12 protein-coding genes are annotated in these 13,150 nt (G+C 44.1%); 2 read left to right on the top strand and 10 right to left on the bottom strand.

What is annotated here, in order from left to right:
• Positions 1 to 101 precede the first annotated feature (101 nt).
• Genes MSG38_RS00190 through MSG38_RS00175 form a run of 4 tightly spaced genes read right to left on the bottom strand, consistent with a single transcriptional unit; the run spans position 102 to position 4,015 of the window.
• Positions 102 to 761: a potassium channel family protein gene (locus MSG38_RS00190; protein WP_017064414.1), complete on the bottom strand. Its 660-nt coding sequence runs from the start codon at positions 759 to 761 to the stop codon at positions 102 to 104.
• Complete coding sequence (locus MSG38_RS00185; protein WP_048606140.1) at positions 762 to 1,862, bottom strand: AI-2E family transporter; 1,101 nt, start codon at positions 1,860 to 1,862, stop codon at positions 762 to 764.
• A 22-nt stretch (positions 1,863 to 1,884) separates the two neighbouring features.
• Positions 1,885 to 2,904, bottom strand: a complete 1,020-nt coding sequence (locus tag MSG38_RS00180) for a DUF2955 domain-containing protein (RefSeq protein ID WP_048606138.1) — start codon at positions 2,902 to 2,904, stop codon at positions 1,885 to 1,887.
• Entirely contained in the window at positions 2,894 to 4,015 is a 1,122-nt protein-coding gene (locus MSG38_RS00175) for an HlyD family secretion protein (protein WP_009844846.1), read from the bottom strand. Before MSG38_RS00175 ends, MSG38_RS00180 begins: the two co-directional genes overlap by 11 nt.
• A gap of 159 nt (positions 4,016 to 4,174) precedes the next feature.
• Here MSG38_RS00175 and MSG38_RS00170 point away from each other — a divergent pair, with 159 nt between their 5' ends.
• Positions 4,175 to 5,170: a helix-turn-helix domain-containing protein gene (locus tag MSG38_RS00170; RefSeq protein ID WP_050644271.1), complete on the top strand. Its 996-nt coding sequence runs from the start codon at positions 4,175 to 4,177 to the stop codon at positions 5,168 to 5,170.
• 36 nt (positions 5,171 to 5,206) lie between these two features.
• On the opposite strand, the gene MSG38_RS00165 is transcribed toward MSG38_RS00170, so the two are convergent.
• Entirely contained in the window at positions 5,207 to 6,268 is a 1,062-nt protein-coding gene (locus tag MSG38_RS00165) for a GGDEF domain-containing protein (RefSeq protein WP_248400670.1), read from the bottom strand.
• 118 nt (positions 6,269 to 6,386) lie between these two features.
• A complete protein-coding gene (locus tag MSG38_RS00160) occupies positions 6,387 to 7,391 on the bottom strand; it encodes a Solitary outer membrane autotransporter beta-barrel domain (protein ID WP_059020730.1) in 1,005 nt (334 codons plus the stop codon).
• A 343-nt stretch (positions 7,392 to 7,734) separates the two neighbouring features.
• Here MSG38_RS00160 and MSG38_RS00155 point away from each other — a divergent pair, with 343 nt between their 5' ends.
• Positions 7,735 to 8,202: a hypothetical protein gene (locus MSG38_RS00155; RefSeq protein WP_004731619.1), complete on the top strand. Its 468-nt coding sequence runs from the start codon at positions 7,735 to 7,737 to the stop codon at positions 8,200 to 8,202.
• Between the two features lie 96 nt (positions 8,203 to 8,298).
• Here the strand turns inward: MSG38_RS00155 and MSG38_RS00150 are convergent, their stop codons facing one another.
• From MSG38_RS00150 to MSG38_RS00135, 4 genes are all read right to left on the bottom strand, one after another.
• Positions 8,299 to 9,498, bottom strand: a complete 1,200-nt coding sequence (locus MSG38_RS00150) for a carbohydrate porin (protein WP_248401070.1) — start codon at positions 9,496 to 9,498, stop codon at positions 8,299 to 8,301.
• Between the two features lie 164 nt (positions 9,499 to 9,662).
• Positions 9,663 to 10,328, bottom strand: a complete 666-nt coding sequence (locus MSG38_RS00145; protein ID WP_248400668.1) for a DUF3299 domain-containing protein — start codon at positions 10,326 to 10,328, stop codon at positions 9,663 to 9,665.
• An 87-nt stretch (positions 10,329 to 10,415) separates the two neighbouring features.
• Complete coding sequence (locus MSG38_RS00140) at positions 10,416 to 11,792, bottom strand: amidohydrolase family protein (protein ID WP_248382519.1); 1,377 nt, start codon at positions 11,790 to 11,792, stop codon at positions 10,416 to 10,418.
• A gap of 357 nt (positions 11,793 to 12,149) precedes the next feature.
• Positions 12,150 to 13,130: a helix-turn-helix transcriptional regulator gene (locus MSG38_RS00135; RefSeq protein ID WP_348983497.1), complete on the bottom strand. Its 981-nt coding sequence runs from the start codon at positions 13,128 to 13,130 to the stop codon at positions 12,150 to 12,152.
• Positions 13,131 to 13,150 lie beyond the last annotated feature (20 nt).

Genomic DNA, 13,150 nt, shown 5'->3' with positions numbered 1-13,150 from the left:
CACACAGAGTTCAAAATTAAACAGACTTTGAAGCACATAAAATAGAACAAGCCCGGTGATTGCCGGGCTTGTTTGTATGTGCTCTATTATTTGTAAATGCTCTATTGGGACTGAGATTGTGCGAGGCGAATGCTCACCAAACTCGCCACCATGATAGCTAAGTAAAAGCTGCCGATAATGGATTCCATAAACACGAAAAACTGAGCAATAGGCAGTGCTGGTGAAATGTCGCCGTAACCAACCGTGGTCAAGGTGATAAAGCTAAAGTACATCGCATTGAACAAGTTTGTCAGCCAGACTTGCTCTTCTAACCCGTTAAAGGCATTCGGAAAGATCTCTAAAATTAACAAGTAGATGGTCGACCAAGCAAACCCTAACAACAAGTAGATACAGATTGAGCCGATGATGTGATTAGGCGTCACCGTTTTTGCTTTCATCACCTGCTTCAACGCTGAGTAAATGTGTGAAAACAAAAACACAGCCAGCGCCGATAGCGTCACTATCGACAGGTTATAACCTTCCAAAAACGAAAACACACCAGACACGAGCGCCGTAATCAATAACAGTCCGTACCAAGAGCGATACAAGGCTCGCTCTTTATGAATACCTGCAATTGAACTCGCCAACGTAATAATGATAAGAAATAGGATTGTTTTTTGGCCTTGCGGATAAAACTGCTGCATCACCGCGCAACCAAAAAACAACACCAACAGTGCATAGAATAAGAAGTAGAAGTTGTCGTCTTTAGAGACTGGCTTCATCTATTTTTCCTCGACCTCTGCAGGTTTTTCCTCAGTTTCTTCTTGGTTTTTCTCTTCAAGTCCAAGCCACGCCATCATAAGCTCATAGCTTAAACTCAGTATCACAGCACCGACAAACAGACCGACGATGCCTGACATCGCCATGCCGCCCAGCGCGCCCAATAGAATAACCAACATTGGAATGTGAGAGCCACGGCTCAGCAATACTGGCTTTAAGATAGCGTCACTGCCGCTCACCAAAATACACCACACTAAGAACAAGCTCGCCGCCAATGTCGATTCAACGCTGAACATGTAGATGATCGCCGGTAATAGAGCGAGAATCGGTGGAAGTTGGATTATCGCAATGAGCAGCACAGCTAGCGCCCAAAACGCAGCTGCTGGAACGCCTGCAATCACCAAACCGATTGCCGACATCATGGATTGAATCACAGCCACACCAATCACACCTTGCACAACACTTCGCACGGTCGATTTAGAGAGCTCTACCAATTCTTCACCTTTACCGCCCGTCAAACGCGCCACTAAGTGAGTCACGCCGGTTTTGCATTTATCGGCATTACTCATGAATGCACCAGCAATGATGGTGGAGATAATGAACTGAATAAAGCCGCCACCTAGAGAGCCAAGAACAGAAGCGGCTTTCGTCGCGAACTGTTTAACTTCATCTGCATACTTTATGAAAGTGCCTTCAATATTGTTTGAGGCGGCAACCAAGGTTGAATAAACCTTTTCCCCTATTAATGGAATATCTTGTAAAGACTCCTTCGGTTTAGGCAATGACAATGTGCCATCTTGAAGCCCTGTCATCAGGTCAGTCGCGCTGGTGTAGATACCAGAAGAAAGCGCCGCCAAAGGAATAAATAGAAGAATCACACCAATAAAGCTCAGCAATGCACTGGCTTTACCTTTCGACATCCCGGTTTTATTTGAAATTGCGACCGCCACTGGATACAACGCAGTCGCAATGATCGCCCCCCATATCACCAAAAGAATGAATGGGCGCAAAATCGAAAAACACCAATACACGAGCATGGCAATCGCTGCGATCTTGATGGCAGCGTCTATCGCCTGTTTTGAAAAATCATCGGTTAACTTCATGAGACGTCCTTGTTAAACAAAATTAAGGCTGATTTTGTAGGAACTTCCAATTCCGTGTTTCTAGGAATAGAGAAGCCAAAATCATATATATGCCAATTAACACTAATTGGAATATGCGTATAAGGGTGTTGCTATCGATGTCACCGGAGCTCATCAATGTGCTACCAACAAGTACGAGCAACGTACTAAATGCAGTGGCGAAAATAGGTGCTTTTTCGGGAACCGTGTAGATCTTGGTAGCCATAAGAATGGCAATAAGTCCTATAAACAAAGAATAGAAGACAATGTTGGGTACTATGGAAAGAATTGAAAAAGCAGCAATCGCCAGCAATCCTCCGATACCGTTACTTATCACCAGAAAAGCGCTCAACTTTATCGACTTCTCTGACGTAATCATCAACGATAACAACGCAATGAACATCATTGTCAGTAAAGCTTCAGATATTTGAAAAATAAAGAAAAAACACACCACTGGATAGGAGATAATCATCGCCCTAAAGGCCGCATACCAACGCTGTTTCTTTTCGAGTGGCGCAGCAGCGAAGCCAGAGAACGCCGATTTAGGCTCAGGGAAAAACACATGCACTAACGCAAAAAGCATGACTGAAACCACACCAGAGGTCGCTAAGCCAGAGGCCAGCATGACTGAAACGCCAGGGTTATCAATCGCCATGAATGGCAACATCAAGACCGCAATCAACAGTATGGTGGCGAACAGGTTCCATTTTGGGTCGACAAACAAGTAGTAGCCCCAAAGCATCATTAGCCCCACTAAAATCAGCAATGGGATTGGGTAATGGGTAATTCCTCGCGACAGCAATAAACCTAACCCCATTGTCACCACAACGGCCAAGAGCAATTCGTAGACCGTTTCCTTATGGAGATTTGGTTTATCAATTAAGAACTTAGCTGTGAACACCGGCGCCACAAACGCAAGTGGCCAGTTTATCCACGCCGCCAAGAAAACAGCTAACGTGACCCCGACCGTAAATCGCAGGATCCGTTGCTGTGTTTGTTGGTCAGGAATCGGCTTATCGGACATAAGACAATACGCTAATCAAACGAATCCATACCTTGCCTATCGCGTTGAACACAAAGTTATCACCGCTATAAACAATCACATCCGCTTGGCCACCCACTCGGAGCATGCCTGTCACTTCTTCATTATCAAATTCAATGGTGATAGGAAGCATCTGTGTTTGGCGCAACCAACCCGTTTGTTGGCTAGCTTGAGCAAGCTTACCTGCTTGGTCATTTTGCCCCCAATCAACACCCCAATCGATACTACTTACGCGCCCTTTTACCACTTTGCCCGGTGCGAAATCTAACGCCACTTCAACTTCATCACCGACCGTTACATTACCTAGGCTGTTCTCTCGATAATAAGCTTCAATCCAAATATCTTCGGTTGAAACAAAGGTCATGATTGCTTGCCCTGCCGATGCATAAAACCCTTCAGACAGGCTAAAGTTAGAAACACCACCTTGTGTCGGCGCGGTAATCACGGTGCGCTCTAGGTTCAATTGAGCTTGTTCAAGTGCCAGCAACGCCGCTTTCACTTGGCTATTTTCTTCGCCTTCTTTACCCATTTGTTTCTTAGCACGGTCAAGGTCAGCTTCTGCATTCACAACCGCTGCACGAGACGTTGCTAATGCTGCTCGCGCTTTATCTGCATCTGATTTAGAAACGACACCTTTATCGGCCATCTCTAAAACACGCTTAGCTTGCAGTTTGGTGTTTTGTCTTTCAACAATGGCTGAGGTGAGTTTCGCTTGTGCTGAAGCAATGCTCGCGGTTTGCGCGCCGACATTTTGGCCTGCAATCTCTAAATTTTGCTCAGCTTGTTGTACGGCTATTTGGTAATCAGACTCGTCTAAAATGGCTAACTTGTCGCCCTGATTAACGAGTTGGTTAGGTTGAACAAGAATATCGAGTACTTTACCCGACACCTCAGGCTTGATTGGAACGATATAACCTTTTACACGAGCATTATCAGTAATAGGAATGATGCGGTCTGAAATAATACTGAAGATCAACATGAACGCCACGAACAACAGTAAGTAGTTGGTGACCTTTCTTACTTTGTCTTTTCCATTTTCTTGCTGGCCAACTTCTTCCTTGGCTTCTTGCGTATTCCCGTTGACTTCTGACATGGGACTCCCTTCTAGATAACTAACATCAACAAAATTAATACTTTAAAAATAAACCCGGTAATGGAAAACTCAAGTAAATAGGGTTAGATTTAGTAAACAAAACGTTGCAAATGATATGCACGTCTAATAATGCGACAATATATACAGGATTGTATTCTAATGAGCTCTAGTCACTACCAAGTCCCGGTAATTCAAACGAACTACGCCAAAATTCTGGTTCAGGTTTTTTCTGACTATGGTCTCGACCTTCACCTTTTGCTCAAAGATTCTGGTTTGCCGCCCGATCTCATCGAATCAGAAAGCGATTTCGTGCCATCAGAATCGATTAAACGTTTGATTTATCTGACATCCGCACAACTTGGTGTTTCTCGGTTCACCGATATTCTAGGACTCGCATTTCGACGTCGAATAATCCCAAATGTCTTGCATCAATTTACCGAATTCGAAACCATTGGTGATGCACTAAAACAGATCAATTCAATCTTTGCCTATGATTCACCAGGCAGCAAAGTCGAGTTTATCCAAGAACACGGTCAGAGCTGGTTTTGCCGCACAGCACCGGAAGACAACTCGCCTATGTTTCAATGGGGCGAAGCTTTCGCTGTTATTTATATCATCGAGTTAATAACCATTTTGTCGCAATCACCATGGTTACCGACTAAGGTTCGCTTGCAAGGGCATGACATCGATGTCGTCAAAACACTGGTATCAAGTAACTGCCAACTGTTTGTTGATCATTCGTCGACTGCTGTGCAGATTCCTGATGAGATCTTACAACTCCCAATCCGTCTTACGTCTAAAGACCTCAGTACAAAACCGACACTTATTGAGTGGCATACCAGCTTTACCGATAGTATTTATGAGCTTCTAAAGCCGTACATGAAAGAACAAGACCTCTCTCTTGAAGAGGCGGCAGAGCTCCTCAACTTTTCAGTGCGAACGTTCCAACGCAAACTCAAGAACGAAAACACCACTTATCGAAAGATCAAAGAGAACCTGATGTTTTCTGTAGCTTGCGAACTGATGGAAGAAGGCCACACGCTGACTTACATTTCTAGCCAACTCGGTTACACCAACATCTCGCATTTTTCTCGTGCGTTTAAACGTGTGTCTGGCCTTACGCCGAAGATTTACCAACGCTCAATCTCGGCATAGGCTCCGCTCGATTGATCAACCAAGCACGGCCTGCATCTAACCAAGGGCAATTGGAGTAGCACAGTCTGGGCTAGAGCTACACACTCTATTTCGCCCGTTACCTTTAGCGCGGTAAAGTGCCTTATCTGCACTGCGATAGGTCGCTTCGGCTTGCGCCTGTATTTCAGACACACCACTGCTCACAGTCAGGTTCAATGTTGTTCCTTTGGTAATCACTTCTTTCAATCGATACATCGCCTCAAACGCTTCTGCCAAATTGGTTTCGGGCATTAAGATAGCGAACTCCTCGCCGCCGACTCGCGCGACGATGTCGGTGTCTCGACTGTTATCTCTCAACAGTTCAGCGACCTCTTTCAGCGCTGAATCACCTTGGTCATGACCATGATTATCATTGATAGCCTTGAAGTGATCTAAATCGATCAACGCCAAACAGGAATGCGTGTAACCATAACGCTCTGCCAGGTTTGAATAATGTTTTAAGTCGTTATCAAAACGGCGTCGATTCCAGCACCCTGTCAGTGAATCCGTTTCCACCAGCATTCTTAATCGACGCTCCAATATCTTGCGTCGGCTAATATCCGTAAAGGTCACCACGTACTTGTTATTGTGCGGCAGAATTTCAGTTAGCTTTTCCACCACAACGTTTACGGTAAACTGCTCACCAAGTCGACTGACGCCACTCAACTCACCTTTCCATCTCTGGTTTTCCTTCAGTGAGCGAGTAATGGTCGCAATGAGACTGCTGTTATTCATAAAACAGAGATCAGAAATCGGACGAGATTCAACTTGGTCAAAGGCATAACCTGAAACCCGAGAGAACTGTTGATTGACTTGTATAACCCTCAATTGACTATCGAGGACAATAAAACCTGCGACACCATCAATAATCGCTTCCGACAAGTTATTCTTACTTTGAGCCATTTCATGTCGATAAAGGCGTGCGGTAATCAGAGTGCTAAGTAAAAACAAGGCGCACACCGAAAAAACCATGGCTGGCGTAGAAGCAATACTCAGCAACCACAAGCTAAATGCCATATTGAGGACAAGTGCAGACACCACGTATAGCGGCATTTTTCGGTCATAACTTAACTTGTTCATAGTTTGCTCTGGTGATGGGCGAATGACTATGATGGCTAAGTTTTGATTAAGATATTTACCATTTTACGACACATACAAATTCAAATTATATGAGTACTTTGAAGATCAACAACTTATGCTAATTGTTGAGTAAGAATAGCAAGCTACCGCCACTGAGTGAGCTGCCATAATTGAAGTTAATTCCAATCCCGAAGTTGTCAAAAAAGTAAGAGTCATAAGGCACATCAAATACTAATCCTGCCCCAAATTCATAGTAATAGTGCGTATCTAAAGGAGCCGTCAAATCACCCGCGACATCGATTCTTGTTAAGTTATAGTGGATTTGAGGGTTATTCAGCGACCAAGCATCGAGCGCTACATTTTGCCTAAACTCTAGTTCATTAATGAATCGCATCCCTTCTGGGTTACCGATATCGCCATCGTTCGCTTCTCCCCAGCCTGTTCCATAAAAGTAACGAACTCTTGAAGACACATTCCAACTGCCCCACTCCTTTGGTTGCAAGTATTGAAGTTTGACTGAAGGTTCTGCAACAAGCGCCCATGCTGATGTATTCAACGCGTAGCCGTCTAGCTGAGATTGAAATGCTTGAGAGTAGCTGTTGTTGTATTCGTATTTATTGCGGTAATAGAGCAAGTGAGTGCCTAAGCCATAGGCGATAGACCAATGTTGGTTTAAATGGTTTTGCCCTCCAAAAAAGCCATACAGGCCCAATACCGAGTCTTCATTTGGGTTAACACGACGGTCAGGAGTCACATCTGATGAGATCTCAATATCCTGTTCAGAAAGCGCATAAGACCCTCGCACAGACCAAATAAGCTCAAAGTCAGGGTCATCCGTTTTAATCACGGAAGAGTAAGGGATGGAGCCCACACTCACTTGGCTTCGAGTATCGATGGTTTTATCGGATCCAAAACCACTGTCGTTTAAGTTGATAAACGAATTAGGATCAAAATCCACAAAGCCAATTGAAATGGCATCGCTGTCAGTCAGCGCAATTGACACAGAAAATATCTTCTCTAAGCGGTTCTGAATCAATTCATTGGATGCATAGGCCGAGGAAGAACTGAGGCCCATTAAGAGCAGAATAATATAACGGGGATAGTGCGATAGGGGTGAAAGCATTAAGTTGACTCCATTCAAACTTATGCTTTAAGTGTAATTGGTAACTTAACTAATTCAATCAGAGAGTTAACGGTGTGGTTGATACTGCTCTCAGTTCCAACTGCAAGAGCGTTGCTAAATCGATGGCTCCCCAAAGTTCTTCTACGTCTTGGATTCTAAAATGAATAATCATATGCGCCTCTGTCTAAATTGGAGTCTTATCTTGGATCATTCTTAAAACCCTTACTTACCATAATGCGCCAAACTGACTTTAAGACCTGTTTCGCATATAAAACAATAAGCGGTTGAAAATTATAGGATTAACTCCTAAGTTTTTTATAACCCTTTACTCAGGAAGAAGTAGATGAGCAATATAGAAAAAGTATATGGATTTAATACGCCCCAACGACTCTTTGTCGGATACACGCTTGCGGTACTCGTCGATTTAACCGTTCTTAATTTTTTTGATGAATACTGGGACTTCGTCAATATCGAGTCTTTCACCATCTCATTTGCAGCTGCGATTCTGCTACAACTCCTGCTCAAACTGTCTATTGGCTTAGAACATAAGCTGGCGGATTACTTCAAATCTAAACCGGGGACTGCGCCTAAGATTTATCGCGGATTATCCAGTTACGTGATTTTGGTGGGCTCTAAGTTTGTGATGTTGGAAGCCATCAATATCTTATTTGGAGACAAGGTAGACTTCACAGGCCCTTGGAATGGTGTGGTGGCGTTCTTCGCTGTGGTATTCACTATTTTGGTCGCAGAGATTATTGTTTCAAAGATCTACTTCGCACTTGATGATACGCCCAAAGCCGAGAAAGCATAGCCGCTTTTGATTCAGACCTAAGACAAAAAAGTGAGCCTATCAAGGCTCACTTTTTACATCTGTTCTTTACGTTTCAGCGATTAACAAGCAGAGCTGTTAGATAAATACTCTCGCTCTAATACCAAACACCCAAGCGCTGCTTTCATTGGAGAATGCAGGATCCTTTATGTACTGGATGTCAGGCGTTACTTGGAAATGGTCACCAAACTGCATGTTGTAGTAGATCTCCGCTGTCCATTGCTCTGTGCTACCGCTTATTGCTTTCGCATCAGCTGCAAAAGAATCACCATTCACTTCCGCCCAGTTTAGCGCTACACCAAGGTTGTTGGTCGGTTTTCCTAATCCAAAGTACCCCATACCAACAGAAATCGACTTATCGTAAAGGGCAACATCCCCTTCAGAGAAACCACCACGAACAAACGGCATCACCTGATCAGTCATGAACTGGCTCCATGAGAAGTTAACGCCCGAGCCACCTTCCGCAGCAAGGCTATTACTGTGGCGCGTATCGTCACCAAAATCCCATAACGTCACATGGAAGTTATCGGTGTAGATCTGCTCTTGCGAAGCCGTCCAGCCTAACTCCAGTGTGGTGAAGTAAGAGGCATCGCTGCCAAAAACGGTATCAAAGCCATCAAAAATATCATCTGACTGACCATTTGCATCGGCGATACCACCGACGATATAAAAATTCTCGCCCAACATATGACCAGCAGAAAGCGCAAGTACACCATCATCAGGTAAGCCCATCGCACCAGAGCCTGTCGAGAATGCCAAGTTAGTAAAACCAGACCATGGGCTTGCTAGAGCGTAAACATCGGCGTAGTTCGTTACATCCTGCCAACCGACAACAATAGTGCCTTTGCCATCGTTGATTTTTTGCTTCCAATTTAAGTCCGTAACACGAAACCCTTGGTCACTGTATGCAGGGCCAATGGAACCGACATAGCCAAGTGGGCCGAATGAATAGTCTTTTGCCGCAGTATCACCATAGGCATGCCTATGTTCCACCTTCCAAACTAAGCTACCTGAGTTCTGTGTGTCCTTTCCGAATAGATGCCATGAGCCGTATAATCGTGCCACACCCGACGATGCATCAACGCTATCGCCGTTGACCCCATCCACTGAGGTCAGCCCCAAAGCAAAGTAATCCGCACCAAAAGTAAAACCATCTTCAGCTAATGACTCCCTCCAAGATTTCTTTTGTACTTTCTGCTCTGCAATTGTATTTTCAACAGAATCTGGGCCTTCAAAGTTAGCGCCGTAAACAACGCCGCTCATTGGGCTTGCCGCCATCACAATAGCCATACTTATTTTAGAAAATCTTGAGTTCATCATGTCACCAGTGCTTTTTAAGTTAGTTTTATTTTAGTTATTACTCACATTGAAAATTGTCATTTGATGACACTGGGTGATTTAGATACTTCCAACAAGAGATCGGATTCAACTAGATGCATTAGCTAAGGTTGATACTGTTCTATACCGTCCGCTTTCATAGCATAGACCGACTGCACGTTGGCTGTGCCGTCAGAGTAATTCACATTTTCTTTCGATTGATGCCCTGTTAACTCACCTTCAACCCAAACTGGCGTCATTAAGCTCACCAATTCAATACCTTGAGGGTAATCTATCAGCACTAATTGATTCGCTGGAGGTGGTGGTGTGTGGATACAAGCTCCTGCAGAAGGCACTAAGAAGAACTTAGTAACTTTAGTTCCGTCCATTTCAATCGGAGTGATATAGCCAGGGATTCGATGCTTACTACCGACAACCTCATTATTTGGTTTAGAACCTAACGCTTCTCGTTGCTTCATAATTTGCTCACGAGCAATAAACAGCGCTTCAACATCGACGTCCTGCTTTCTCAATCTCTCTGTCACTTCAATTATTTCTTGCGTTGCTTCGTCACTTGCGACAAAACTGTCTTCAGTTTGCGCGTCTTTAAAGCGAGCAATGGTCGCCATATCAAACATCTGATTTCGATCAAGCTTTTGAAATGGGTCTTCTATCAACTCCATGCTTGGAACTAACTCGTCCCAGTATGTAACTTTCACTTCGCTAGCCAATAATGAAAACGACAAACAACACAATACAAACAGAGAACAAATTGGCTTCAAAATAACCATGACACTTTACCTCACACAAACATCGTAAAACTACGTTAGGTAGAGGAGAAATTCCCCCTACCTAACTATTAAACATCAAACCAAAGATTACATTTCGTTGCGGTATACAACGCCATCTTTCATTACCAATTTAATCGTATCGATAGTCTTGTATTCAGGGTCAGCGTCGAACCACTCGGTGGTCGCACCTAATACCGTCATGTCTTCCAGTGGATTACCATCTACCAGTAGAATATCTGCAACGGCATCCTTTTCGATGACACCTAACTTACCTTGGGTTGTGCCTCTAGGACCTGACATCGCTAACATTTCACCAGCTGTAGAAGTCATTTGTTTCAGCACTTCGAAGTTGCTACCAAACGCTTGTGTTCTCCAGTAAATTTCGTAACGACGAGCTCTCTCGGCATCCGAATCTGCACCTACATAGTCTGATGCAAAAACAACTTTCACGTTATTTTCAAGTAGGCGTTTACCGTAGTCACCATACTGCTCTTGAAGCTGAGCAACCATCGGCAGTTTTTCTGCAGGCATAAGCGGGTTCTTTGCTAGATCTGGCGATAGGCCCCACATCTGTGGAACAACGTATCCGCCCTCTTTTGCAATTCTTTTCATCGTATCGTCGTTAATAAAGAATCCGTGCTCAAAGGTTTTTACGCCACAATCAAGCAGACGATTTACCGAGCGATCATTGAATGTATGCGCAGCAACATAAGTGTTCCAATCTTTTGCTGCTTCAACGATGGCACAGGTTTCGTCTACCGAGTATTGAGTTGTATCAATCGGGTCAAATCGAGATGAACCACCACCACCGGCCATGATCTTTATCTGAGTCGCACCATTACGTAAGTTCAGTCTTGTCGCTTTGAGTACTTCAGGCACACCATCGGCTACAGCGCCAATGCCCATTCTTTCAAAGTTAGAAATATCTCCAACCGAATTAGGCGTGAAACCGGGATCACTTCTATCTCGGAAATCACCGTGACCTGATGTTTGAGAGATAAATGCGCCAGACGGATAAATTCGAGGACCAACGACATTGCCACTCTCAATTTCGCGAGCCAAACCGAAAGCAGGTCCGCCCATATCACGAACGGTTGTAAAACCATCATCTAAGTAGCGCTTAGCCACTTGCGTTGCATGAATAGAGATGTCGGTGAGATCTTTATTGGTTTCGATATCACCAAAATTATAGTTAATCATAACGTGGGCATGGCCATCGATTAAGCCAGGCATTAACGTTTTGCCCTCACCTTCAATGACGGTAGCTTCACCGGCTTCAATAGGGTTTGCCGAGATTTGTTTGATTAGGTTGTCTTCAACCAGTACGTGATGATCTTCGTAGAGTTTGTTTTCTGTACCATTGAAAATATCGACGTTAGTAAATAGCGTTGATGCTGCATTTGCAGAAAGAGCAAATGAACACGAAAGAGCAACAACAGAGAGCTTTAAACCTGCATTTTTCATTTTTACACCTTGATTCCGTTTGTTAGTGGCGTCCACTTCCCATAACGATTCCGTAACTACTAATGAGTGTTATGAGGTTTCAAAGGTGTTTTTATTGGCCGCGATAATCACAAAAATCTAATCAAAATTCCGGGAAAAAATCGAGGCAAAAACAACTCATCAACATTCAATAACTTAGTAGTGATACTGCCAGTGTTCAAGGTTGATAAATGGCCATTTGGTGACAATAAATAATTATGCGTTCAGGCTACGGTTTCTGCTTACTGGCTGGAATTTTTACTTACTGGCTAGAGTTTCGCTGCGGAGCGGTTATTGCCGAAGCTCTTACTGGTAGCTTGGTACTGCTGCTTACCGGCGTTAGCTGTGCTCTTTTCGGTACTGTCTTGGCGTCATGTTCATCTGTCGTTTGAAGGCACGGGTAAAGTGGGAAGAATCGGAATACCCCATCTTCGCGCCCACTTGCGTGATCGATAGATCGGACTGCTCTAGCAACTCCAAGACCTGCTCAAGAACCATCTCTTCAATCAAGGTTTTGTAGACCACCCCTTCACTTTCCAACCGACGCTGGATCGTTCGGACATGGATATTCAGAATCTCAGATGCCAAGCTAATTGGCAGTTTCCCCATCGTGAGATAAGGTTTAATAACAAGCTTAAAAGCGCTCAGAAATGAGCTAGGTAAAGGCTTAGTGGGATCTGGTACTTGAGCAATTTTGGGTAAAACAATCGGCGAAAGCATGATGTCTTCAGGGATCTCAAAGGCAGTGACCGGTCTATGCGTATAAAACTGAGCAGTGCCCATTTGTGGAAGAGATTGAAAACATTCGAGATCGCCACTTTGAATGCCAACCTCAGACGGCTTCCAACGTCCTTGCGTTAATACTGAAAGTAGCTCGTTTATGAAAATGACAGAGAACAATTCAGCGAACTTAAACCAAGGCGCGTTCGTAAATGGCTTCTCGCGAACAAACCACCACTTACCACCTGCGTATTTGGTATAGACATGAGCCCCATTGGATACCAACTTTAACTGTTCACCAAATTGGTCTAACGCACTTTTCAATGAATCCTGCTGGCTTAGCTTAACCACAAACCTTGGTACATAAGTTTGCTTGCAAAAGCTCCACATAAACAACGAGAACTCCTCTCTCGACGCCGACTCCCCCATAATCTTGACCACATTTTTTATGGTGGTCTCCGGGAGGTAATCGTAATGGTCATTGCTGGTGAGAATGTCATTGGGGATTTTGGCACTGCGTAACAAGGTGTAGATTTCACCATCGATATGTTTGAACAGTTCCGCAAACAGCTCTACTTCCTTCTTATCAACCACTGTCATTATCTGAGAGGTATTTGGCA

The sequence above is a fragment of the Vibrio sp. 1CM24A genome, assembly GCF_023161725.1.
Taxonomy (GTDB): domain Bacteria; phylum Pseudomonadota; class Gammaproteobacteria; order Enterobacterales; family Vibrionaceae; genus Vibrio; species Vibrio coralliirubri.
This window is presented reverse-complemented; position numbering and strand designations above follow the sequence as displayed.

Coding starts and splice junctions, on each gene's coding strand:
- MSG38_RS00165 (WP_248400670.1), bottom strand. CDS start 6,268: ATGAACAAGTTAAGTTATGACCGAAAAATGCCGCTATACGTGGTGTCT.
- MSG38_RS00160 (WP_059020730.1), bottom strand. CDS start 7,391: ATGCTTTCACCCCTATCGCACTATCCCCGTTATATTATTCTGCTCTTA.
- MSG38_RS00140 (WP_248382519.1), bottom strand. CDS start 11,792: ATGAAAAATGCAGGTTTAAAGCTCTCTGTTGTTGCTCTTTCGTGTTCA.
- MSG38_RS00155 (WP_004731619.1), top strand. CDS start 7,735: ATGAGCAATATAGAAAAAGTATATGGATTTAATACGCCCCAACGACTC.
- MSG38_RS00190 (WP_017064414.1), bottom strand. CDS start 761: ATGAAGCCAGTCTCTAAAGACGACAACTTCTACTTCTTATTCTATGCA.
- MSG38_RS00175 (WP_009844846.1), bottom strand. CDS start 4,015: ATGTCAGAAGTCAACGGGAATACGCAAGAAGCCAAGGAAGAAGTTGGC.
- MSG38_RS00180 (WP_048606138.1), bottom strand. CDS start 2,904: ATGTCCGATAAGCCGATTCCTGACCAACAAACACAGCAACGGATCCTG.
- MSG38_RS00150 (WP_248401070.1), bottom strand. CDS start 9,498: ATGGCGGCAAGCCCAATGAGCGGCGTTGTTTACGGCGCTAACTTTGAA.
- MSG38_RS00185 (WP_048606140.1), bottom strand. CDS start 1,862: ATGAAGTTAACCGATGATTTTTCAAAACAGGCGATAGACGCTGCCATC.
- MSG38_RS00145 (WP_248400668.1), bottom strand. CDS start 10,328: ATGGTTATTTTGAAGCCAATTTGTTCTCTGTTTGTATTGTGTTGTTTG.
- MSG38_RS00135 (WP_348983497.1), bottom strand. CDS start 13,130: ATGACAGTGGTTGATAAGAAGGAAGTAGAGCTGTTTGCGGAACTGTTC.
- MSG38_RS00170 (WP_050644271.1), top strand. CDS start 4,175: ATGAGCTCTAGTCACTACCAAGTCCCGGTAATTCAAACGAACTACGCC.